15 protein-coding genes and 4 tRNA genes are annotated in these 23595 nt (G+C 65.7%); 14 read left to right on the forward strand and 5 right to left on the reverse strand.

What is annotated here, in order from left to right; translation table 11 throughout:
- Positions 1 to 173: 173 nt before the first annotated feature.
- The 5 genes from WDC87_RS04785 to WDC87_RS04805 form a co-directional block, all read right to left on the reverse strand.
- Positions 174 to 815 carry a response regulator gene (locus WDC87_RS04785; RefSeq protein ID WP_049416983.1) on the reverse strand — a complete coding sequence of 214 codons (642 nt, stop codon included), beginning with the start codon at positions 813 to 815 and terminating at the stop codon, positions 174 to 176.
- Positions 812 to 4039 (reverse strand): hybrid sensor histidine kinase/response regulator, encoded by a 3228-nt coding sequence (locus WDC87_RS04790; protein WP_088496491.1) that lies wholly within the window; start codon positions 4037 to 4039, stop codon positions 812 to 814. Before WDC87_RS04790 ends, WDC87_RS04785 begins: the two co-directional genes overlap by 4 nt.
- A gap of 121 nt (positions 4040 to 4160) precedes the next feature.
- A complete protein-coding gene (locus WDC87_RS04795) occupies positions 4161 to 5384 on the reverse strand; it encodes an EAL domain-containing response regulator (protein WP_252745172.1) in 1224 nt (407 codons plus the stop codon).
- Positions 5381 to 8152, reverse strand: a complete 2772-nt coding sequence (locus WDC87_RS04800) for a response regulator (RefSeq protein ID WP_088496493.1) — start codon at positions 8150 to 8152, stop codon at positions 5381 to 5383. The genes WDC87_RS04795 and WDC87_RS04800 overlap by 4 nt, the downstream gene beginning before the upstream one ends.
- 162 nt (positions 8153 to 8314) lie before the next feature.
- Positions 8315 to 11053, reverse strand: a complete 2739-nt coding sequence (locus tag WDC87_RS04805; RefSeq protein WP_301655190.1) for a TonB-dependent receptor — start codon at positions 11051 to 11053, stop codon at positions 8315 to 8317.
- A gap of 170 nt (positions 11054 to 11223) precedes the next feature.
- On the opposite strand from WDC87_RS04805, the gene WDC87_RS04810 reads away from it, so the two are divergent.
- The 14 genes from WDC87_RS04810 (at position 11224) to rpoB (ending at position 23523) form a co-directional block, all read left to right on the forward strand.
- Entirely contained in the window at positions 11224 to 12243 is a 1020-nt protein-coding gene (locus WDC87_RS04810) for a cyanophycinase (RefSeq protein WP_005415405.1), read from the forward strand.
- Positions 12244 to 12347: 104 nt separating this feature from the next.
- Complete coding sequence (locus tag WDC87_RS04815; protein ID WP_088496501.1) at positions 12348 to 13364, forward strand: isoaspartyl peptidase/L-asparaginase; 1017 nt, start codon at positions 12348 to 12350, stop codon at positions 13362 to 13364.
- A gap of 137 nt (positions 13365 to 13501) precedes the next feature.
- Positions 13502 to 13587 (forward strand) — tRNA-Tyr (locus tag WDC87_RS04820).
- A gap of 24 nt (positions 13588 to 13611) precedes the next feature.
- Positions 13612 to 13685 (forward strand) — tRNA-Gly (locus WDC87_RS04825).
- Positions 13686 to 13734: 49 nt separating this feature from the next.
- Positions 13735 to 13810 (forward strand) — tRNA-Thr (locus WDC87_RS04830).
- Positions 13811 to 13851: 41 nt separating this feature from the next.
- Complete coding sequence (gene tuf, locus WDC87_RS04835) at positions 13852 to 15042, forward strand: elongation factor Tu (protein ID WP_065178958.1); 1191 nt, start codon at positions 13852 to 13854, stop codon at positions 15040 to 15042.
- 102 nt (positions 15043 to 15144) lie between these two features.
- Positions 15145 to 15220: transfer RNA gene (locus WDC87_RS04840), tRNA-Trp, on the forward strand.
- A 49-nt stretch (positions 15221 to 15269) separates the two neighbouring features.
- Positions 15270 to 15683 (forward strand): preprotein translocase subunit SecE, encoded by a 414-nt coding sequence (secE, locus tag WDC87_RS04845; RefSeq protein ID WP_004145202.1) that lies wholly within the window; start codon positions 15270 to 15272, stop codon positions 15681 to 15683.
- Positions 15684 to 15693: 10 nt separating this feature from the next.
- Positions 15694 to 16254, forward strand: a complete 561-nt coding sequence (gene nusG, locus WDC87_RS04850; RefSeq protein ID WP_004154362.1) for a transcription termination/antitermination protein NusG — start codon at positions 15694 to 15696, stop codon at positions 16252 to 16254.
- 299 nt (positions 16255 to 16553) lie between these two features.
- The gene (rplK, locus tag WDC87_RS04855; protein WP_004145248.1) at positions 16554 to 16982 is read left to right on the forward strand and encodes a 50S ribosomal protein L11; all 429 of its coding nucleotides are present in this window, start codon (positions 16554 to 16556) and stop codon (positions 16980 to 16982) included.
- Positions 16983 to 16986: 4 nt separating this feature from the next.
- Positions 16987 to 17685, forward strand: coding sequence for a 50S ribosomal protein L1 (rplA, locus tag WDC87_RS04860; RefSeq protein WP_005415407.1), 699 nt, complete (start codon positions 16987 to 16989; stop codon positions 17683 to 17685).
- Positions 17686 to 18071: 386 nt separating this feature from the next.
- The gene (gene rplJ / locus WDC87_RS04865) at positions 18072 to 18608 is read left to right on the forward strand and encodes a 50S ribosomal protein L10 (protein WP_010480377.1); all 537 of its coding nucleotides are present in this window, start codon (positions 18072 to 18074) and stop codon (positions 18606 to 18608) included.
- 63 nt (positions 18609 to 18671) lie between these two features.
- On the forward strand, positions 18672 to 19040 hold the full coding sequence (rplL, locus tag WDC87_RS04870) for a 50S ribosomal protein L7/L12 (protein ID WP_005415408.1): 369 nt from the start codon (positions 18672 to 18674) through the stop codon (positions 19038 to 19040).
- A 328-nt stretch (positions 19041 to 19368) separates the two neighbouring features.
- Positions 19369 to 23523 (forward strand): DNA-directed RNA polymerase subunit beta, encoded by a 4155-nt coding sequence (gene rpoB, locus WDC87_RS04875; RefSeq protein ID WP_005415409.1) that lies wholly within the window; start codon positions 19369 to 19371, stop codon positions 23521 to 23523.
- Positions 23524 to 23595: the final 72 nt, after the last annotated feature.

Genomic DNA, 23595 nt, shown 5'->3' on the forward strand with positions numbered 1-23595 from the left:
CTGCAGGCGCCATCGGGCTTCCGTCCCCCACGGCGACGCGGTTGCTGCCGGCAGGCGCACCATGGCGGGATGCGTCCAGCCTAGAAATCGGCACTGTCCTATGGAATCAGGCGTTTCCTAAAGCCGTCGCAGGCCCCCGCACGGGGCCTGCAGGATTCAGCCTGGAGTGGGCCTCAGGCGAACAACGAGGCCTGCAGGCAGTACTCGATCAGTGCCTGGTCACTGTCCACGCCGAGCTTGCGCATCGCACTGATCTTCTGCGTGCTGACCGTCTTGGCGCTGCGCTGCAGCTGGCGTGCGATGTCGCCCACGCTCATGCCGCCGGTAAACAGTCGGATCACTTCCAGTTCGCGCGGCGACAGGCGTGCACGGACCGCATCGGCATCGGCTGGTTCGCTCGCCGCGACCGGCAGCAGGCCCGGTGGCCGGTAGACGCGGTCGGCCAGCACCACGCGCAGGGCCTGTACCAGGCTGCCCAATCCATGGCTCTTGAGCACGACGCCGCCGGCGCCGGCGGCATACATGGCTGCAACCAACGACGGATTGGACACCATCGTCAGCACCAGCAGGCGCGTCTCCGGGAAGCTGCGGCGCAGGAACGAGATCAGCTTGATGCCGTCACCGAAGCGGTCGCCCCCCGGCATGCTGTAGTCGGTGATCACGACCTGTGGGCGGGTGCGGGTCATCAGTTCGATCAGCGTCGCCGGGTCGGCCGCCTCACCCACCACGTCCAGATCCAGTTCCCCGGCCAATACGTCGCGGATGCCGGCAAGCACGATCGGGTGGTCGTCGGCGATGAGGATCCGTGTGGTCATGGCAGGGTCGGGTCGTCAGGTGGGGAAGGGGAGGCCGCATCAAGCAGCGGATGCAACAGCTGTTCGAGGCGTCGCTGGAAGCGGGCAAGCGACGCCGCCTGGGTGGTCAGGTCATCGCCGCTCGCAAGGCTGTGCTCGATCTGCAGGCCGCTGTCCACCAGGGCGGGTGCGCCCACGATGACCAGTGCGCCACGGATGCGATGCAGTACCTGCACCACGCGCGCGGGATCGGCGCTGGCAATCGACTGGCGCAGGCTGTCCAGGTCGGCCTGCATGGTCTGCACGAACAACGCCTGCATCTTCGCGGGAACCTGCAGCGGGAGATCATCATCGCCCGTATCGGTGGATTCCGGTGCTTGCGGTGGCGCGGCAACCGCTGCATCGCCCCGGGTGATCTGGATCAGCAGGCGTTGCAGCGCTTCCAGCGTGATCGGCTTGACCAGCACGCCCTGCATGCCCGATTCCTGGCAGCGCTGGCGTTCGGCCGGGTCGGCATTGGCGGTGGCGCCGTGGATCGGCACGCTGACACCGCGCGCCCGCAAGGCGCGCGCCAGGCCATAGCCATCCAGCCCGGGCATGTTCAGGTCGGTCAGCACCAGCGCGAACTCGTCCTGATGCCAGTAGCCCAACGCTTCATTGCCGTCGCTGGCGACCACGGCGCGGCAGCCGAGCTGTTCCAGCTGGTCGCGCAGGATCGCCTGGTTGATCGGGTTGTCCTCGGCCACCAGCACCTGCAGGCCGAAACGGCGCGTCGCCGGCAGGCGCCCTTCGGCGCTGGCCGCCAGCGGCTGGCCACTGGCGGCAGCCAACGCGAGCACGATCGCGTCGAACCGGTGCAGGCCAACCTGCCAGGCGCCATCGATCTGCCGTGGCCGCACGCCGCCGTCGCGGCAGGCAACCGCACGCGGTCCATCCACCCACCCGGGCAACGCGTCGTCCAGGACCAGGTCGAGCAGCACGGTGGACGACGGCAAGCCCGCCGCGCTTTCATCGCGGTATACGCTGGCCAAGGCACCGCGCTGCTGCAGGCGCTCGCACAGCGATTGGACCAGCTCGCGCACACCGCCCCGCACCTGTACCTGCAGGCCCGCAGGCAACTGCGGCGCAGGAGATTGCTGCGGATCGGCCGGCGCCGGGGGCAGCGGCAGTTCTACGCTGAAGCTGCTGCCCAGGCCGCTCTCGCTGACCACGCGCAGCTGGCCTTCCATCAACGCCACAAGATGCGCGCAGATGGAAAGGCCCAGGCCGGTGCCGCGCATCGCATCGGTGCCCGGGTTGGCCTGGAAGAACGGCTCGAACAGGTGTGCCTGGTGCTCGCTGGCAATGCCGATGCCGGTATCGGCGACCTGCCACTGCAGCCAGCAGCGCTGCTCTTGCCAGCGTGCCGAGACGCGCACCACCACGCGTCCGCTGTCAGTGAACTTCAGCGCGTTGCTGATCAGGTTGTTGAGTATCTGGCGGATCCGTGCCGCATCACCGCACACCACGGACGGCACGTCGGCATCGATGCAGGCGTAGAACTGCAGCCCTTTGCTGGCGGCCGCGGCAGCATACGAGTCGAGCGCATCCTCGGTCAGATGCACTGGATCGAACGGGCTGGGTTCCAGGCTCAGTTGCCCGGCCTCGGCCTTGCTGACATCGAGGATGTCGCTGATCAGTTGCATCAGCGTCGAGGACGAACGCTGGATCGTCCCCAGGTAGTCCCGCTGACGCGCATCCAGTGGCGTGAGTCCGAGCAGTTCGAGGGTGCCGAGCACGCCGTACAGCGGCGTGCGGATCTCGTGGCTCATGGTGGCCAGGAACTGGCTCTTGGCCCGGTTGGCCTGGTCGGCGGCACGGCGCGCCTGCTGCAGCACCTGCTCGGCTTCGTGCTGGCTGCTGAGATCGATGAACAGACACAGCACCGCCGGCTCGCCGCGATAGCGCGCCGGCGTCGCGGTCACCAGCAGGTGGCGGCCTTCGGGCGTGGTGTAGGCCAGCCCATCGCCGAGCGTGGTGCCTCCAGCGGACAGCACGCTGCGCCGCCAAGGGCCATGCCAGCCTCCGCTGTGGTGGTCTTCGCCCAGCCAGCGGCGGGCGAGGGTGTTGTCCAGCAGCACATTGCCATCGGTACGGTGCAGCAGGCACAGCCCGATCGGCGCGTTGTCCAGGATGGTGCGGCTGAAGGCTTCGCTTTCCAGCAGCCGCGCGTGGTTGCTGCGCAGCGGCTCGATGACCGAACGCCGATACGCGCGCAGCACCAGCGTGCCACCCAGTGCCAGCAGCAGGGCCACCACGGTCGCACCGAGCAAGGGCCCCTGTGGGTGCTGGAACACCTGCCGCCAGCTGACGTGGTACACCGCCAGCCAGCCGCGCTCGCTGCGCATGCGGAACTGCAGGCCTGCAAGGCCAGCCTTCCAGGAGGTGCCAGCGTCACTGGCGTCTGCTGCATCGCCCAGCAGGCGCTGGCCATCGGCATCGAACAGCGACAGCCGCTGGAACACCGGAACACCCAGCACCTGCCGGTAGTCATCGACACGTGCCGGATCGAGCAGGCACGCCAGCGCGGCCTGCGAATCCTTGCCGTCCTCACCCCACAGGCGCGCATCCTGCGGGGTGTGGGCGATGGCGAGCAGCCAGGTCTGCCGGTCGCGCCACGGCACGCTTACCCAGGCGATGCCGCCGCGCTGCAGCGTGGGCCGCGTACCCAGTGCGCGGTGGATGTCGGCGATCGCCGGTCGCAGGTGATGCGGGCTGTTCTGGCTTGCATCGGTACCGACGGTCTGTACCGGTGCCAGCAGCCCGCGTGTGCCCTGGCCATCGACCAGCAGGCATTGCGGTGGTGGGTAGCGCGAAGCGGACCAGAACGTGCCGTAGAAGCGCAGGAACCGGTCGCCCAGCTCGGTCGGTGGCGAACGACCGGCCCCCTCGCTCCCGATCACCGCGAAGTTGGCATACAACGGACCGCGTTGCAGTTCCACGCTGGCATCGGCAACCGGCTGGCCTCGTACGCCGACATCATGCAGCCGCCACTGGCGCAGGAAGCGCTCCTGCTCGCGCAACGTACCGTCCAGGCGGCGGAAGTGGTACTCGATCTTGCTGCGCTCTTCGTTCAACAGTTGCGAGCCGGCCGACAGCAGCAGTCCGGCCTGCAGGGTCGCCAGCACCACCACGCCGATCAACAGGGCATGGACGCGGAGCGAGCGGCGAGCGAGTCGGCGTACAGGAGCGGCCTCGGCCGGCATGGCAGGTCTCAGGGCATGGGGCGGACATCGGCACCGGTGGCGGCGCGAAGTCCGCCGCTACTGCATAGACAGGATCATCAATGCCGCTTGATGTTTTTGTGAAGCCGTCGTGGAATCCGCGTCAGCGCAGGGCGGCCCGCGGTCTTTCGTCCAGTTGCGGTGCTTCCTCGTCCAGCAAACGGTTGAATTCGTCCGACGGCAGCGCCTGCGAGATCAGGAACCCCTGCACCTGGCTGCACCCTAACTGCCGCAGTGCGGCCAGGTCGGCATCACTTTCCACGCCCTCAGCCACGATGATCAGGCCCAGCTGGTTGGCCAGTGCGATCACCGTCGACAGGGTCAGGTGCAGGGCCGGGTCTCGGGCGCAGCCACTGACCAGCGCGCGGTCGATCTTGACCTCGGTGAAGGGGGTATTGACCAGGTTGTGGACCGAGCTCAGGCCCTGCCCGAAATCATCCTGGGCCAAGCCGAAGCCCTTCATGCGCAGCCGGCAGGCACCGGCATAGAAGTCGCTGACGTGCCGCGTGGTGCTGTTCTCCATCAGTTCGAAGCACAACTCGCCGGGCGTCCCGCCGTGGGCCAGGGTCAGCGCCAGCAGCTCATCGGGCAGGTCCGACTGCTCCAGCAGATGAGGCGGCAGGTTGATCGACACCGGTACCCGGAAGCCCTGCTTGCGCCAACGCGCCTGTGCGCTGATGCTGGCCTTGAGCATCATCCGCAGCAGGTCGCCCTCCAGCCCGTAGCGGCAGATCGCCGGCAGGAAGCTGCCGGCGGCCAGCGTGCCCAGCTGCGGGTGGCGCCAGCGCACCAGTGCTTCGGCCGCCACCACCCGTCCGGACTGCAGTGACTTCTTGGGTTGGGACCACGCCGTCAGGCTGCCATCGGCCATCGCCTGGCGCAGCTGCGACGCATCCGGTTCGGGGACTGCCGCTGCCGCGAGTGAGGGGGCCTTGTCGGTGGCCGGGCGCGCCTGCGCCAGCGCCTCGAACAGCGCGTCCACGTCGGCGGCCGCCACCGGCTTGGGCAGCAGGCCGATCACATCCAGCCCCAGCGATTCGGCCATCAGCCGTGCCGAGGTCATCATCCGCCGCGGGGCCGCGCTGACCACGGCAAGGCGCGGCGGGCGTGGTTGCGCCGCCAGTGCCTGGATGAACTGGATGCCGTCCTGCCCGGGCATCAGCAGGTCACTGACCACCAGGTCGTAGGGCTGGCAGGCACACAGTGCGATGGCGGCATCCACGTCTTCGCAGGCATCGACCTGGACACCGGCGCGGCTGCCGAACAGATTGGCCAGGAAACCACGCTGGAAGGGCTGGTCTTCCAGGATCAGGACGCGCTGGGTCATGCGGGGTCTCCTTGGCGCAGGGCGGTGAGCGCCTTGCGCAGGCGGGCGATGTCGACGGGTTTGCTGAGGTAGCCCTGCATGCCACTGGCCAGGCAGCGCTCGCGCTCCTCTGCGGTGGCATTGGCGGTGGCGCCGATCACCGGTACCGGGTTGCCGTCATCGCGCAGCTGGCGGGCCAGCGCGTGGCCGTCCATGCGCGGCATGTTGATATCGGTCACCACCAGATCGAAGCACTGCTCACGGCACCGCTGCAACGCTTCCATGCCATCCTGTGCCAGCTCCACGTCGCAGCCGAGGGTGCGCAGCTGCTCGGCCAGGATCACCCGGTTGATCGGGTTGTCCTCGACGGCCAGCACACGCAGGCCCAGAGGCATCGGTGGTGCCGTACGCGTGGCCACCGGCTGCGCTGCACGCTGGTGCTGCACGCTGGCCAGCGCCTTGCCGATCGCGGTCATGCTGTGCAGGGTCACCACCAGGCTGCCATCACCGGCAGTGATCGGCTGGTCACCGCCCTCGATCGAAGCCACCACGCGCGGGCCCGACCAGGCCAGCGGCATCCCGGCTTCGCCATCCATCAGGATCGCACCGTCATGGTCCAGCAACGCCGGGTCGCCAAGCAGGGGCTGCGCGTTGGCGCCCCAGCGACACAGCCAGCCACAGGCACTGTCGACCAGCTCGCGGTCGCGGCCGCGCACCAGGATCGGTGGTTCCGGCAGTAGTGTGGGGCCATCCTCGGCAGCGGCCAGCACCGGCAACGGCAGGCGGACGCTGAAGCTGCTGCCCAGCCCGGGTTCGCTCACCACCTGCAGCTCGCCGCTCATCAGACGTACCAGGCGGTCGCTGATGGACAGGCCCAGGCCGGTGCCCTGCGCGCTGGCTGCGCCGCGGACCTGGCGGAACGGTTCGAACAACCGCGCCTGTTCCTCCGCAGCGATGCCCACGCCGGTATCGGTCACCTGCCAGGCCAGCACGCTCGATTCAGCTTCGCGCTGCACCTGGCGCACGCGCAATACCACCCGGCCATGCTCGGTGAACTTGATTGCATTGCTGAGCAGGTTGCCCAGCACCTGGCGGATGCGGTCGGCATCACCGAGCACCCGTGTCGGCAGGCTCGGATCGGTACAGACCAGGATCTGCAGGCCCTTGCAGGTGGCCGACGCGGCGAAGCTGCGCAGCACGCTCTCGGTCAGCTCGCGCGGCGAGAATGCCGTCGGCTCCAGGCTGAGCTGGCCTGACTCGATCTTGGAAACATCCAGCACATCGCTGATCAACTGCAGCAGGACCGACGAGGAACTCTCGATGGTGCGCAGGTACTGCGACTGCCGGGCGTCCAGCGAGGTGTGCCCCAGCAGCTCCAGCGTGCCCAGCACGCCATACAGCGGGGTGCGGATCTCATGGCTCATGGTGGCCAGGAACGCGCTCTTGGCCTGGTTGGCCGCATCGGCGGCCTGGCGTGCCGACGACAGTGCGGCCTGTGCCTGGCGGTGCCGGGAAATATCATGGAAGACGCATAGCAGCACGTCATCGCCCTGGTAGCGGCAGGCCGCGTGCAGCACCTGCAGCTGGCGCCCATCGCGGGCGGTGAATTCAAGTCCACGCCCGCGTTCGCCGGCATGTCCGCGCCATGGTGCCTGCCAGTCGCTGTGTTCGCCTTCTTCGCCGAGCCAGTCGCGCAGCAGCTGGTTGGAGAGCAGCAACGCGCGGTCGCTGCGGCGCAGGACGCAGATGCCGACCGGCGCCATGTCGATCACCGTCGAACTGAAGTCCAGGTTCTCCAGCAGGCGGCGGTGCTGCTGCAGGGCCGGCTCGATCAGCTGGAGCTCCACGCGATGCCGTATCAGGCGCAGCGCAACACCGGCCAGCAGCAGCAAGAGCACGCAGACCAGCAGGGGCACGGCCAGGTCGCCCAGCAGCAGCTGTGGCGGCAGGTGGTAGACCAACCGCCAGCCGTCATTGCCGACACTTTTCACCAGCGCTACGCCGCGCGGCAGGCCGCCGCTCCACAACGTGCCGAAGCTGTCGTCCTGGCGCTCCCGCAGGGTCTTCCAGCCCGCACCATCCAGCCGCGGTGCCTGGCTGGATAATGCAGGCTGCCCAGCACGGTCGAGCAGCGCATAACCGCCAATGCCCTGGCCGTCGATCATGCTCGCCGCCGCCGCGCCATCGAGCAGCAGCACCAGCCACTGCGCCGGTTGGGGGCCCGCCTGTACCGGCTGCGCCAGCGCAACGCCACTGTCACCCGGCCGCAGCCAGTACACCGGGTCTGCACCCTCGAGGCTGCCGCTGCGTGCCTGCAGCGCACGCAGCGATGGCAGGTGCACCAGGTCGACGTCGACCTCGCCCCCGGCCAGCCAATGCGCGCCGTGTGCATCGATCAGCAGCAGGTGCGTCTGCAGTGCCTGCAGCGTGTGCTCAGCGCGCGCTGACAGCAGCAGCCGCTGGCCCGGCTGGCCACCGGGACCATCCAGCGGCAGCTGTCGCACGCCCTCGCTGTCTGCGGCTGGTGCATCCGGGTTGCCGGCCAGCACCGAATCACCCAGGTAGCGCAGCAGGGCTTCGCGCTGGTCGAAATAGATCTGTGCCTTGTAGGCCGCTGCATTCATCTCGCGGCGATGGGTCGAGATGTCTTCGGTGAATGCCGTGAGCAGGTAGAATCCGGCCGCGGCGGCCAGGCAGATGAAGACGCAGACGGTCAGGCAGCGCAGCAACACCGACGCGGTGGTTGATGGCACGGCCTGCTGCAGCGAAGGGCGGGGAAAGCGGAGCATGCAACGATGCTAGGGAGCGGCGCTGATGGCGCGGAATCAGCTGTTTCCTAAAATCCCCCGCTGGCCGGTCAGGCCGGAGCCTGCGCGTGGGTACCGTTCAGGCGGCGGAAAAGAGAACCCCCGCCAAAGCGGGGGTCCCCTGTATCGGCGCTGGCCAAGCACTTACAGTGCGCTGCCACCGAACTTGTGGGTGTACTGCAGGTTGATCGTGCGGCCGACACTGTCGAACCAGGACACGTCGTAGTATGGGTAAGCGGTGTACGTACGGTCCTTCGGCGGCATCTTGTTGAACACATTGACCACCGACAGCGACAGGCGCGAGTGGTCGTCGAAGCGGTACTGCAGCGAGGCGTTGTAGCGATAGCTCGCCGTCACGTACGGGCTGTCGCCGCTATCCCAGTCGAACACCTGGTCGTAGCTGTCCGAGGTCGGCAGCTTGCCCAGGCGCGAGCCGTACACCGTTGCCGACCACGCATCCTTCTCCCAGGTCACGCTCAGGCTGGTCTTGGTGCGCGGAATGTCGAAGCCACTGTTGACCGCGAACTGGTCTTCGGTGCGGTCGCCGGGGTAGCGCTGGAAATCATGCTTCTTCACCCAGGTGTGCGTGCCGTTGAAGATGAAATCGCCGATGCCCGTCTGCAGGCGATAGCGCAGGCCGACGTCGATGCCGGAGGTGGATTCGCGGGCGACGTTGATCGGCTCCACGTGCACGCCATACAGGCGTCCGTCGTTGCTGCGGGTGATGCGGGCGAGCGCGTCCACGCAGGTCGGCGAATTGATGTCGGCGCTGCCCAGGCGGCAGTTTGCTTCGTTGGCCAGGAGCGTGCGCACGTCCATGTCCTGCACCTGGTTGCGCATGTCGATGTCGAACCAGTCCACCGACAGGTCCAGGCCGATCGCCGGCGACCAGACGATGCCGGCGCTCCACGAGGTGCTGGTTTCCGGGTCGAGCTGGCGGTTGCCGGTGCGACTGCGGATCAGGTTGCGCTCGTAATCGGAACAGTCGCTGGCTTCCTCAAGGCGGCAGGTGTACAGATCCTCGGCGCTGGTCTCGTCGTTGCCCGGTCCGGCAAACACATAGTGCAGGTCCGGTGCACGGAATGCGGTGCCGTAGGAGCCGCGCACCAGCAGGGTATCGATCGGGCGCCATTCCAGGCCGCCGCTCCAGGTCGCCTTGCCGATGCTGTGTCCGGAATAGCGGTACTGGTCGTAGCGGCCCGCCATGCTCAGGTTGACCGTGTCGTGCAGCGGCATGCGCAGCTCCGCAGCCGTCGCCCAGCGGTTGCGCGAACCCTTGCCGTCCGAATCCTTCCAGCTGTAGTAGTAGTACCCGGTCGCCAGCGGATCGGGGTTCAGCGAATAGGCCTGCTGGCCCACTTCCACGGTCGCGGCAAACCCGGCGTCGCCCCCCGGCAGAGCGAACAGGGCCGAGTTGGTCAGGGTGAAGGCGGCGGTCTCCGTGCGCGACTTAGGAGTGTAGGTGGTACGCGCGGCGATCGAGTCGTACTCGGCGCGGGTCATTGGACGGTACAGCCGTGACGGATCGGCGTTGTAGACCGGGAAACCGTCGTCATCCACGCCCAGCTGCGGGCCGAGGAACAGGTCGTTGGCCTTGGCGGCAATGATCTGTGCCCAGCTGATGCGCGACCGGTACTGCGAATGGCTCAACGCCGCTTCGTAATCCCAGTTGCCAATCAGGTTGCCCTTGAAGCCGGTGGTCACGCTGAAGGTCTTCTGAGTGCTGCGCACCATGGCGTTGCGCAGGCCGCCCATTTCCTCGGGCGAGAACTGGCGCTGCCAGAACTCGATCTCGCCAGTGGCTTCGTTGTTGAAGTAGCCCGACTCATCACCGTTGGCATCCATGCGGCCCCACTGGGTGACGTCGCGCATCAGCGACATCGTGTGGTAGCCGAGCTGCACGTCGGCGAACCACTGCTGGCCATTGTCGAAGTCGTAGCTCAGCGACGCGTAGCCGTTGGCGCCGCGGCGCTTGCTGAGGATGGTGCCGTAGCCGATCGAGCTGTCGCTGCCGCAGTAGTAGCCGTACTTCGGGCGGTAGGCACGATAGGTGCTGCCCTGGTTCTGGCCGGACAGCGCTTCGCAGGTGGCGGCGCCCGGGTCCAGGTAGTCATCGTTGTAGTCGGTGCGCAGATAGGCACGGCGCGCGATGCGCGAACCCTCGGTGGGGCCATCCCGGGTCGAGTCCTGGATGTCACGGTCATAGGCCCACAGCGGGGTCTGCGACTGCAGCTCGACGCTGTACACGGCGTTGAAGTTGCCACGGCTGAAACCGCTGGCCAGGCTCATGTCGAACGACTCGCCGCCGCCTTCGCTGGTGGTGCCCATGCGCATGTTGATCGTGGTGCCGTCGGCCTTCTTCTTCAGGATGAAGTTGACCACGCCGGCGATCGCGTCCGAGCCGTAGATGGCCGAGGCGCTGCCGGTCAGTACTTCGATGCGCTCGATCATGCCCAGCGGGATGTTGGAGACATCGGTGAAGTTGCTGCGGCCCTTGAACGGCATCGGGAAATCGGCAATACGCCGACCATTGACCAGCACCAGCGTGTGGTTCGGGCCAAGGCCGCGCAGGTCCACCTGCTGGGCGCCCGGCGAGAAGTCGGCGCCACTGGAAGACTGCTGGCTCTGCGTCTCACCGCCGTTCTGGGTCATTGCACGCAGCACGTCCGGCACGCTGGTGAAGCCACTGGAGCGGATCTGCTCGGCATTGATCACCGTGATCGGAGCGGGGCCTTCCACCTGGGCGCGCGGAATGCGCGAGCCGGTGACCTGCACCGCGTCCAGTTGTTGCACCGAAGAGGAAGCCGGTGCCTGGGCCGCCGCAGAAGCAGCCACGCCCACCAACGCCAGCTGGATCGACCACGCCATCGCCTGTCTACGCATGAGGAATTCTCGGAAATGAAGCCGGCCCGCAGAGGAGGGGCCCTGTCCCCCATTCAGACTTCCGGAATGGGCGCGCGCATTTAACGCCTTTTTCATGTCCTTGACTACTGGGCCCCTATCTGGCAAAGAGTGAAAACGCTTGCAAGTCGATTTTGTTCAGGGAGATCAAGATGCGACGCCTCGACCGGACCCTGCCTGGCCCCTTCGCCTGGCTGGCGCTGCTGGTGCTGGCCTGGCCATTGGCCGCGCCCGCGCAGGACCTGCAGGGCCCCGGCTTCGCCTATTACGAAATCGGCGATCTGGAATCCCCGCGTCCCGGTCCGCGCGCGCCCGCCATGATGCTGATGGGCGGTGGCGAGTGGGTGCCGGAGGCCTTCCAGTGGTGGCTGAAGCAGGCCGGCAATGGCCGTGTGCTGATTCTGCGCGCCTCCGGTGGCGACGAACTGCAGGACCGCCTGTACCGCGAGATCGGCGGCACTACCGCAGTGCAGACCCTGGTCTTCGACAGCCGCCGCGGTGCCGATGATCCGGCGGTGCTGCGCGTGGTCGCCGCGGCCGATGCCATCTTCATTGCCGGCGGCGACCAGTCCCGCTATATCCGCTTCTGGAAGGGCACCGCACTCAACCGTGCACTCAACGCCCATGTGCGCGCCGGCAAGCCGATTGCCGGTACCAGCGCTGGCTTGGCCATCCTCGGCGGCTATGCCTATGGCGCCATGGATGGCGGCAGCATCACCTCGGCCGGTGCGCTGGCCGACCCGATGGGCAGTGCCGTGACCCTGGACAGCGGCTTCCTGCAGATGCCCTACCTGCAGCGCGTGGTCACCGACACCCATTTCGACAAGCGGGACCGGCTCGGCCGCCTGATCGTGTTCGTGGCACGTGCCGCCCAGGACAGCGGCGACCCTGACATCGTCGGCATCGGCGTCGATGAGGACACCGCCCTGTGCGTTGAGCCCGATGGCCGGGCCCAGGTCTACAGCGCAGATGGCGAAGGCAAGGTCTGGGTGGTCAGCCCCGGCCGCGACGCCGATCGCCTGGTCGAGGGGGAACCGCTGCGCTTCCATGCGGTGCCGGTGACGGTGGTCGCCAGCGGCAGCCGCATGCGGCTGGATGATTTCCAGGCCGAGGCCGATTACCAGGCCGTGGCCGACGTCAGCGACGGCGAGATTGAGTTCACGCTTCGGTAGTACCGGCCGCTGGCCGGCAACCCACCTTCCTGATGCGACCGGTGCCGGCCAGCGGCCGGCACTACCGGTGCGTCCTTTCACTACACCTGCTGGAGATGTACCCGATGAAACTGCGCCTGGTGCTGTCCGCGCTGCTGTCCCTGCCGTTGCTTGCCCAGGCCGCCCCGGCCGCCTCGCCGTTGCTGGTCATCCACGGCGGCGCCGGTGTCGAGCGCAAGGACCTGTCGCCGGCTGAAGAGAAGGCTGCGCGCGACGCCTTGCGCGCGGCGCTGCTGAAGGGCCATGCCGAACTGGCGGCCGGTCGCCCGGCGCTTGCAGCCGTCACTGCGGCAATCACCGTGCTGGAGGACGATCCGACCTTCAACGCCGGCAAGGGCGCGGTGTTCACCCATGACGGCCACAACGAACTGGATGCCGCAGTGATGGATGGCGCCACCCTGGCTGCAGGTGCGGTGGCCGGCGTGCAGCGGGTGCGCAACCCGATCCTGCTGGCCCAGGCCGTGATGCAGAAGTCCAGGCACGTGATGATGGTCGGGCAGGGTGCCGAGGCATTCGCGGTGGAGCAGGGCATCGGCCTTGTCGATCCATCCTACTTCCGTACCGACAAGCGCTGGCAGCAACTGCAGCGCGCATTGAAGGAAGAGGCCAGTGGCCAGGCGCACGCCGACCTGGAGACCGCAAGGCACTTCGGCACGGTGGGCGCGGTTGCCCTGGATGCGCAGGGGCAGCTTGCCGCCGGCACCTCCACCGGTGGCATGACCAACAAGCGCTATGGCCGTGTGGGTGATTCGCCGATCATCGGTGCCGGTACCTGGGCCGACGCGGGCTGCGCGGTATCGGGCACCGGCTGGGGCGAGTACTACATCCGGACTGCGGCCGCGCACGAGATCTGTGCGCGCATGCGCTACCAGCGGCAGACGCCGGAGCAGGCCGGCAGGGGCGTGATCAACGAGATGATTCCGAAGATGGGCGGCGACGGCGGCGCGATCGTGCTTGCCGCAGACGGAAAAATGGCCATGCCGTTCAACACCCAGGGCATGTATCGGGGCTGGATCGGCGCCGATGGCGTCCCCCATGTCGCAATTTTCGCCAGCGAGACCCTGTCGGTCCCTGGGCAATAACCTTGCGTATCAATGGGTTTGCGACAACGTGTGAAAAAGATGGAAAAAAGCGTTGACAGCCCCCCGCCTGATCAGCAGAATAAGCGGCTCACCACCACACACCGCAACGCTTCGGCGGCAACGGGTTGGGGTGGTAAGGAGGGATACCCAAGCGGCCAACGGGGGCAGACTGTAAATCTGCTGGCTTACGCCTTCGGTGGTTCGAATCCACCTCCCTCCACCAGTTTCACGTTGTGACATTCCCGGCGCGGGAGTAGTTCAATGGTAGAACCTCAGCCTTCCAAGCTGATGGTGCGGGTTCGATTCCCGTCTCCCGCTCCATTGAATGAACTTTGAATATTATCGAGTTCATGTCATAATGCAAAACTCGGCTCACGTAGCTCAGTCGGTAGAGCACTTCCTTGGTAAGGAAGAGGTCGAAGGTTCGATTCCTTTCGTGAGCACCATCTCAAGCATCACCTCTCAGACGAATTCGAGATAAGCAGCCATGGCCAAGGGTAAGTTCGAGCGCACCAAGCCGCACGTCAACGTCGGCACCATCGGTCACGTCGACCACGGCAAGACCACGCTGACCGCCGCACTGACCAAGATCGGTGCCGAGCGCTTCGGTGGCGAGTTCAAGGACTACTCCTCGATCGACGCCGCGCCGGAAGAAAAGGCGCGTGGCATCACGATCTCGACCGCGCACGTCGAATACGAATCCCCGACCCGTCACTACGCCCACGTTGACTGCCCGGGCCACGCTGACTACGTCAAGAACATGATCACCGGTGCCGCCCAGATGGACGGCGCGATCCTGGTGTGCTCGGCCGCTGACGGCCCGATGCCGCAGACCCGTGAGCACATCCTGCTGTCGCGCCAGGTCGGCGTGCCGTACATCGTCGTGTTCCTGAACAAGGCCGACATGGTGGACGACGCCGAGCTGCTCGAGCTGGTCGAGATGGAAGTGCGCGAGCTGCTGAGCAAGTACGAGTTCCCGGGCGACGACACCCCGATCATCGCCGGTTCGGCCCGTCTGGCGCTGGAAGGCGACCAGAGCGACATCGGCGTGCCGGCCATCCTGAAGCTGGTCGACGCGCTGGACAGCTGGATTCCGGAGCCGGAGCGTGCGATCGACAAGCCGTTCCTGATGCCGGTGGAAGACGTGTTCTCGATCTCGGGCCGCGGCACCGTGGTGACCGGTCGTATCGAGCGCGGCGTGATCAAGGTTGGCGACGAAATCGAAATCGTCGGCATCCGTCCGGTGCAGAAGACCACCGTGACCGGCGTTGAAATGTTCCGCAAGCTGCTGGACCAGGGTCAGGCAGGCGACAACGCTGGCCTGCTGCTGCGCGGCACCAAGCGTGACGACGTCGAGCGTGGCCAGGTGCTGGCCAAGCCGGGCACGATCAAGCCGCACACCAAGTTCGAAGGCGAAGTGTACGTCCTGTCGAAGGATGAGGGCGGTCGCCACACCCCGTTCTTCAACGGCTACCGTCCGCAGTTCTACTTCCGCACCACCGACATCACCGGCGCCGCCAAGCTGCCGGAAGGCGTCGAAATGGTGATGCCGGGTGACAACGTCAAGATGGAAGTCACCCTGATCAACCCGGTGGCCATGGACGAAGGCCTGCGCTTCGCCATCCGCGAAGGCGGCCGTACCGTCGGCGCCGGCGTGGTCTCGAAGATCATCGAGTAAGCCTGCAGTACCGGTGGTTGCATAGCGCCGCCGGTTACGCGAATGGCGGGCCGGGAACCTCGGTCCGCCTTCGCCGTCTAAGGGAAGGCAAGTTTTCAACGTACGCCAGTAGCTCAATTGGCAGAGCAGCGGTCTCCAAAACCGCAGGTTGGGGGTTCGAGTCCCTCCTGGCGTGCCATCTGCCCACCTTATCCAGCGGCCTGGGCCGCTAAAGCAGACACAGCCGGATGAATAGCAAGATCGAACACTCCAAGGACAACTCCGCCAACGGTGGAGATATCGTCAAGTATGTCGCCGCATCGCTGCTGGTGCTGGCCGGTCTGTTCGTCTGGTTCTGGTTCTCCGCCGACTCCGGTCGCGCCGCCCAGCTGGGTGCGTGGGCGGGTCAGCTGCGTGCATTGGCGGTCGTGGTCGGTCTGGTTGGCGGTATCGGCGTGTTCATGCTGACCGGCAAGGGGCGCGACACCCGCGAATTCCTCTCCGAGTCGCGCTTCGAACTGCGCAAGGTGGTCTGGCCGACGCGCCAGGAAGCCGTCCGCATGACCTGGGTCGTGATCGTCGTGGTGCTCATCCTCAGTCTTCTGCTGGGTGGCTTCGACTTCCTGATCCAGAAACTGACTCAGTGGTTCCTGAGCCGCTAAGGAGAATTGCATGAAGCGTTGGTACGTCGTTCACGCCTATTCGGGCTTCGAGAAGTCGGTGGCGCAGGCTCTGCGCGATCGCATCGTCCGTGACGGCATGGAAGAGCGCTTCGGCGACGTCCTGGTCCCGACCGAGGAAGTGGTCGAGATGCGCGCCGGCCAGAAGCGCCGTTCCGAGCGCAAGTTCTTCCCGGGTTACGTGCTGGTCCAGATCGAGACCCACGAGGAAGCCGGCATTCCGCGCATCGACAACGAAAGCTGGCATCTGGTCAAGGAAACCCCGCGGGTCATGGGCTTCATCGGCGGCACCGCCGATCGTCCGCTGCCGATCGCCGATTCCGAGGCCGAAGCCATCCTGAATCGCGTTCAGGAAGGTGTCGAGAAGCCGCGTCCGAAGGTGCTGTTCGAGCCGGGCCAGATGGTCCGCGTCACCGACGGTCCGTTCAACGATTTCAATGGCGTCGTCGAAGAAGTCAACTACGAGAAGAGCCGTCTGCGCGTCTCGGTGCTGATCTTCGGTCGTGCCACTCCGGTCGAGCTCGAGTTCGGCCAGGTCGAAAAGGCCGTCTGACCTGTCCTGTCGAGTCGAGCCATGCTCGACTCCGGGGTCTGGATGGTGTGGTAGTCGGGCATGGCTCGACTCTCCAAAGGGAACCGGGCCTGGCCCGGTTCCGTTCGTTTACCTGCCGCTTCAGGCATGTGAAGAAAAAACCTGTTATAGTGCGCGGCTCCCCGCTGGGGAAGCCAGCAGGACGAGGCCGCCGCAAGGTGGCCTTCAGCATGATTTCAAAACGCGATGCCGGGACGCGTGATTCCCGGTCCGATGGGGAGCCTGTTGTCGAAAGGCGCTAGCACCCGGAGAGCACTCACATGGCAAAGAAAGTTGTCGGTTACATCAAGCTGCAGGTGAAGGCCGGTCAGGCCAACCCCTCGCCGCCGGTCGGTCCTGCGCTGGGTCAGCGTGGCCTGAACATCATGGAATTCTGCAAGGCGTTCAACGCTGCCACGCAGAAGCTCGAGCCGGGTCTGCCGGTTCCGGTGATCATCACGGCCTACTCGGACCGTACGTTCACCTTCATCACCAAGAGCACCCCGGCTACCACCCTGCTGAAGAAGGCCGCTGGCATCTCGTCGGGCTCCAAGCGCCCGAACACCGAGAAGGTCGGCAAGGTCACCCGTAAGCAGCTGGAAGAGATCGCCAAGGCGAAGGAACCGGATCTGACTGCCGCCGACCTGGACGCCGCCGTGCGTACCATCGCTGGCTCTGCCCGTTCCATGGGCCTCGTGGTGGAGGGTTAATAAGATGGCACAGACCAAGCGTGAGAAGGCCATCAAGGCCGCCGTCGTTCCGGGCAAGGCATACGCCTTCGAGGACGCGATCAACATCCTGAAGACCGCCACCAAGGCCAAGTTCGTCGAGTCGATCGACGTCGCCGTGCGCCTGGGCGTCGATGCGAAGAAGTCCGACCAGCAGGTCCGTGGCTCCACCGTGCTGCCGGCCGGTACCGGCAAGTCGGTCCGCGTCGCCGTGTTCGCTCCGGCCGGTGCCAAGGCTGACGAAGCCCTGGCTGCTGGCGCCGACGCCGTCGGTATGGATGACCTGGCCGAGAAGATGCAGGCCGGCGATCTGAACTACGACGTCGTCATCGCGACCCCGGACGCCATGCGCGTCGTCGGTAAGCTGGGCACCGTGCTGGGCCCGCGCGGCCTGATGCCGAACCCGAAGGTCGGCACCGTTTCCCCGAACCCGGGTGAAGCCGTGAAGAACGCCAAGTCGGGTCAGGTCCGTTACCGCACCGACAAGGCCGGCATCATCCACTGCACCATCGGCAAGGCCGACTTCGCCGAAGACGCGCTGAAGTCGAACCTGACCGCGCTGCTGCTGGACCTGATCAAGGCCAAGCCGGCCACCTCGAAGGGCACCTACCTGCAGAAGGTTTCGGTCAGCTCGACGATGGGCCCGGGCGTCACCGTCGACCAGTCGTCGCTGACCCTGAAGTAATTGTTTCAAGCGGTCACGGTGCCCCGGGTGCCGTGACCGTGACATTTGAAGGCATCGCTGGCAGTGCATCGCCCGCGGTAGCCGTCAAAGACCGCAGGCGCGGTCGTGGCAATACCGGCGACGGGCATGGAAGCTCGATCTGGCAAGGAGTCGCCGCCGGAGCAGTCAGGAGCGCTTAATCGATTCCCCGGAATCACCCTGCGTAGATGGTGCCCTTCTGGAGTTTTTCTGGTTCACGCACGTCTGGGTTTCCCAGGTTGGCCCACTCCAGGTCTAGAACGGCCCACCCCCGGAACATCATCCCGATGTTCCCGGCGTCCAGGATGGATGCCGCACAGGACCGCACACGGCAGGAGCCGTAAGCGGAGTTCAATAGGAGGAGTGCAATGGCTCTCAATCTGTCCCAGAAGCAAGAAGTAGTCGCCGAGCTGGCAGACGTCGCCGCCAAGGCCCACTCCTTGATCGCAGCCGAATACGCTGGCACCACGGTCGCCCAGATGACCGCGATGCGCAAGCAGGCTCGTGAAACCGGTGTTTTCTTGAAGGTTGTCAAGAACACCCTGGCTTCGCGCGCCGTTGAAGGCACCGAGTTCGCAGTCGCCCAGGACCAGATGGTTGGTCCGCTGCTGTACGCGTTCTCGCTCGAGGAGCCCGGCGCTGCCGGTCGCCTGATCAAGGAAGCCGCCAAGGGCAACGACAAGCTGAAGGCTAAGGTCGTCGCCATCGGTGGCGAAGTGTTCCCGGCAAGCCACGTCGAAGTGCTGGCCTCGCTGCCGACCCGCGACCAGGCCCTGGCCATGCTGGCCCGCGTCCTGACCGAGCCGGTCACGATGTTTGCCCGCGCCATCAAGGCCGTTGGCGAGAAGCAGGGGGGCGGCGATGTCGCCGCTGACGCTGCCGAGCCGGCCGCCGAGACCGCCTGAGTTTCGACTTACCGTGGTTCCTGACGGAACCTCAATCCAGAAAATCATCCAAAGGTATTAATCATGTCCCTTACCAACGAACAGATCGTCGACGCCATCGCCGAGAAGTCCCTGATGGAAGTGATGGAGCTGGTCAAGGCCATCGAAGAGAAGTTCGGCGTCTCCGCCGCTGCTCCGGTTGCCGTGGCTGCTGCCGCTGGCCCGGCTGCTGCTGTTGAAGAGCAGACCGAATTCGTCGTCACCCTGAAGACTGCCGGCGAGAAGAAGGTCGAAGTCATCAAGGCCGTCCGCGCCATCACCGGCCTGGGCCTGAAGGAAGCGAAGGACCTGGCCGAAGCCGGCGGCGTCCTGAAGGACAACGCTTCGAAGGAAGAAGCCGAGAAGATGAAGAAGGACCTGGAAGCTGCTGGCGCGACTGTCGAAGTCAAGTAAGCAGTTACCTTGCATCGTCACCGATTCGCGGCGATGCAGCCAAGGCTGGGGGCGTAAGCCCCCGGCCTTTGGTCGTTGTTGCGGTGTTGTAGATCCGCGCCATGCGTGGATGTGAAAAAAGCAGGAAAAAGCCCAACACGGGCTGCAGTCAAACCCCGGCAGGCCAGCGCCGAGCGCGGCAGCGGGGGAGTGGTAGCAGACGAGTTGGCAGTTGGAAGTAGCGGGAGAAGGCGTGCTGGTGCCGGCAATACCAGCGACTTCCAACTGACAATTTCAAGTTCCCTTCGGATCGTGGGCGCACGATCCGCACAACAAGGTGGAAGACCTCATGACGTCCTATTCGTTCACCGAAAAAAAGCGTATCCGCAAGGATTTCGGCAAGCAGCGCTCGATTCTCGAAGTGCCGTTCCTGCTCGCCATCCAGGTGGATTCCTATCGTGAATTCCTGCAGGAAAACGTCGATCCGGCCAAGCGCACGGACCACGGCCTGCACGCTGCGCTGAAGTCGGTCTTCCCGATCGCCAGCTACAGCGGCAACGCTGCCCTGGAATACGTCGGCTACAAGCTGGGCGAACCGGTCTTCGACGAGCGTGAGTGCCGCCAGCGCGGCATGAGCTACGGCGCCCCGCTGCGCGTGACCGTGCGCCTGGTGATCTACGACCGTGAGTCGTCGACCAAGGCCATCAAGTACGTGAAGGAGCAGGAGGTCTATCTGGGCGAAATCCCGCTGATGACCGAGAACGGCACCTTCATCGTCAACGGCACCGAGCGCGTCATCGTCTCCCAGCTGCACCGCTCGCCGGGCGTGTTCTTCGACCACGACCGTGGCAAGACCCACAGCTCGGGCAAGCTGCTGTACAGCGCCCGCATCATTCCCTACCGCGGCTCCTGGCTGGACTTCGAGTTCGACCCGAAGGACGCGCTGTTCACCCGTATCGACCGCCGCCGCAAGCTGCCGGTGTCGATCCTGCTGCGCGCGCTCGGCTACAGCAACGAAGAGATGCTGGCCGAGTTCTTCGAGATCAACACCTTCCACATCAACCCGGATGAAGGCGTCCAGCTGGAGCTGGTGCCGGAGCGCCTGCGTGGCGAGACCCTGGGCTTCGACCTCGCCGACGGCGACAAGGTCATCGTGGAAGCCGGCAAGCGCATCACCGCGCGCCACATCAAGCAGCTGGAAGCCTCGGGCATCGCTGCCCTGGCCGTGCCGGACGACTACATCGTCGGCCGCATCCTGTCGCACGACGTGGTCGATGCCTCGACCGGCGAACTGCTGGCCCAGGCCAACGACGAGATCACGGACGAGCAGCTGCAGGCCTTCCGCAAGGCCGGTGTGGATGCCGTGGGCACCCTGTGGGTGAACGACCTGGATCGTGGCCCGTACCTGTCCAACACCCTGCGTATCGACCCGACCAAGACCCAGCTGGAAGCCCTGGTCGAGATCTACCGCATGATGCGTCCGGGCGAGCCGCCGACCAAGGATGCCGCGCAGAACCTGTTCCACAACCTGTTCTTCACCTTCGAGCGCTACGACCTGTCCGCGGTCGGCCGCATGAAGTTCAACCGTCGCGTGGGCCGCAAGGAAACCACCGGCGAAGCCGTGCTGTACGACAGCAAGTACTTCGGCGAGCGCAACGACGAAGAGTCCAAGCGCCTGGTCGCTGCCCACGGCGAAAGCTCCGACATCCTGGACGTGATCAAGGTCCTGACCGAGATCCGCAACGGTCGCGGCGTGGTCGATGACATCGATCACCTGGGCAACCGTCGCGTGCGTTCGGTCGGCGAAATGGCCGAGAACGTGTTCCGCGTTGGCCTGGTCCGCGTCGAGCGTGCGGTCAAGGAGCGCCTGTCGATGGCCGAGTCGGAAGGCCTGACCCCGCAGGAACTGATCAACGCCAAGCCGGTCGCCGCAGCCATCAAGGAGTTCTTTGGCTCCTCGCAGCTGTCGCAGTTCATGGACCAGAACAACCCGCTGTCGGAAGTGACGCACAAGCGCCGCGTCTCGGCCCTGGGCCCGGGCGGCCTGACCCGTGAGCGCGCCGGCTTCGAAGTGCGCGACGTGCACCCGACCCATTACGGCCGCGTCTGCACCATCGAAACCCCGGAAGGCCCGAACATCGGCCTGATCAACTCGCTGGCCGTGTACGCCCGCACCAACAAGTACGGTTTCCTCGAGACCCCGTACCGCAAGGTCGTGGACGGCAAGGTCTATGACGAAGTCGAGTTCCTGTCGGCCATTGAAGAGAACGAGTACGTCATTGCGCAGGCCAACGCGCTGACCGACGCCAAGGGCACCCTGACCGAGCAGTTCGTTCCGTGCCGCTTCCAGGGCGAATCGCTGCTGAAGCCGCCGGCGGAAGTCCACTTCATGGACGTTTCGCCGATGCAGACCGTCTCGATCGCGGCCGCGCTGGTTCCGTTCCTGGAGCACGATGACGCGAACCGCGCACTGATGGGCGCCAACATGCAGCGTCAGGCCGTGCCGACCCTGCGTTCGCAGAAGCCGCTGGTCGGTACCGGCATCGAGCGCGCCGTGGCGCGTGACTCGGGTGTGACCGTGAACGCCCGTCGTGGTGGTGAGATCGTGCAGATCGACGCCGCCCGCATCGTGGTCAAGGTCAATGAGGAAGAGATCGTTGGCGCCACCGACGCCGGCGTGGACATCTACAACCTGGTCAAGTACACCCGGTCGAACCAGAACACCTGCATCAACCAGCGTCCGCTGGTCCAGGTGGGTGACGTCATCGCCCGCGGTGACGTGCTGGCCGACGGTCCGTCCACCGACATCGGCGAGCTGGCCCTGGGCCAGAACATGCTGATCGCGTTCATGCCGTGGAACGGCTACAACTTCGAAGACTCCATCCTGCTCTCCGAGCGCGTGGTGGAAGAGGATCGCTACACCACGATCCACATCGAAGAGCTGACCTGCGTCGCGCGTGACACCAAGCTGGGGCCGGAGGAAATCTCCGCCGACATCCCGAACGTCTCCGAGCAGGCGCTGAACCGCCTGGACGAGAGCGGCGTGGTGTACATCGGTGCCGAAGTGCGCGCCGGCGACATCCTGGTCGGCAAGGTCACCCCGAAGGGCGAAAGCCAGCTGACCCCGGAAGAGAAGCTGCTGCGCGCGATCTTCGGCGAGAAGGCTTCGGACGTTAAGGACAGCTCGCTGCGCGTTCCGCCGGGCATGGACGGCACCGTCATCGACGTGCAGGTCTTCACCCGCGACGGCATCGAGAAGGACAAGCGCGCGCGCCAGATCGAAGAGTCCGAAATCAAGCGCGTCAAGAAGGACTTCGATGACCAGTTCCGCATCCTGGAAGCGGCCATCTACATGCGTCTGCGTTCGCAGATCGTGGGCAAGGTGGTCAATGGTGGTGCTGGCCTGAAGAAGGGTGACGTGATCACCGACGCCTTCCTCGACGGCCTGAAGAAGTCTGACTGGTTCGCCCTGCGCATGAAGGACGAGGACGCCTCGGAAGCCATCGAGCGCGCCCAGAAGCAGATCCAGGCGCACGAGAAGGAATTCGAGCGTCGCTTCGCCGACAAGCGCGGCAAGATCACCGCGGGCGACGACCTCGCCCCGGGCGTGCTGAAGATGGTCAAGGTGTTCCTGGCGGTGAAGCGCCGCATCCAGCCGGGCGACAAGATGGCAGGCCGCCACGGCAACAAGGGTGTGGTGTCCAACGTGGTGCCGGTCGAGGACATGCCGTACATGGCCTCGGGCGAGACCGTGGACATCGTGCTGAACCCGCTGGGCGTGCCGTCGCGTATGAACATCGGCCAGATCCTGGAAGTGCACCTGGGCTGGGCCGCCAAGGGCCTGGGTCGCAAGATCCAGGCGATGCTGGAAGCACAGGCCGCGGTGGCCGACCTGCGCAAGTTCCTGGACGACATCTACAACCACGACGACACCAACGTGGCCAACCGTGTCGACCTGTCGCAGTTCAGCGACGAGGAACTGCTGCGCCTGGCCCGCAACCTGACCGACGGCGTGCCGATGGCCACCCCGGTCTTCGACGGCGCCACCGAAGCGGAAATCAAGCGCATGCTGGAACTGGCCGACCTGCCGAGCAGTGGCCAGACCCAGCTGTACGACGGCCGCACCGGTGAAGCCTTCGACCGCCATACCACCGTCGGTTACATGCACTACCTGAAGCTGAACCACCTGGTCGACGACAAGATGCACGCCCGTTCGACCGGTCCGTACTCGCTCGTCACCCAGCAGCCGCTGGGCGGCAAGGCGCAGTTCGGCGGCCAGCGCTTCGGTGAAATGGAAGTCTGGGCGCTGGAAGCCTACGGCGCGGCCTACACCCTGCAGGAAATGCTGACGGTGAAGTCCGATGACGTGCAGGGCCGCAACCAGATGTACAAGAACATCGTCGACGGCGAGCACGAGATGGTCGCGGGCATGCCGGAATCCTTCAACGTGCTCGTGAAGGAAATCCGCTCGCTGGCCATCAACATGGAACTGGAAGACAACTGATCCATGCCGGCGCGGCGGTCCGCCGCCGCGCCGCTGGCAGTGAACTGAAAGCCCATCGACACAGCATTCCTC

The organism is Stenotrophomonas maltophilia group sp. Smal12 (assembly GCF_037079935.1).
GTDB classification, from domain to species: domain Bacteria; phylum Pseudomonadota; class Gammaproteobacteria; order Xanthomonadales; family Xanthomonadaceae; genus Stenotrophomonas; species Stenotrophomonas sepilia.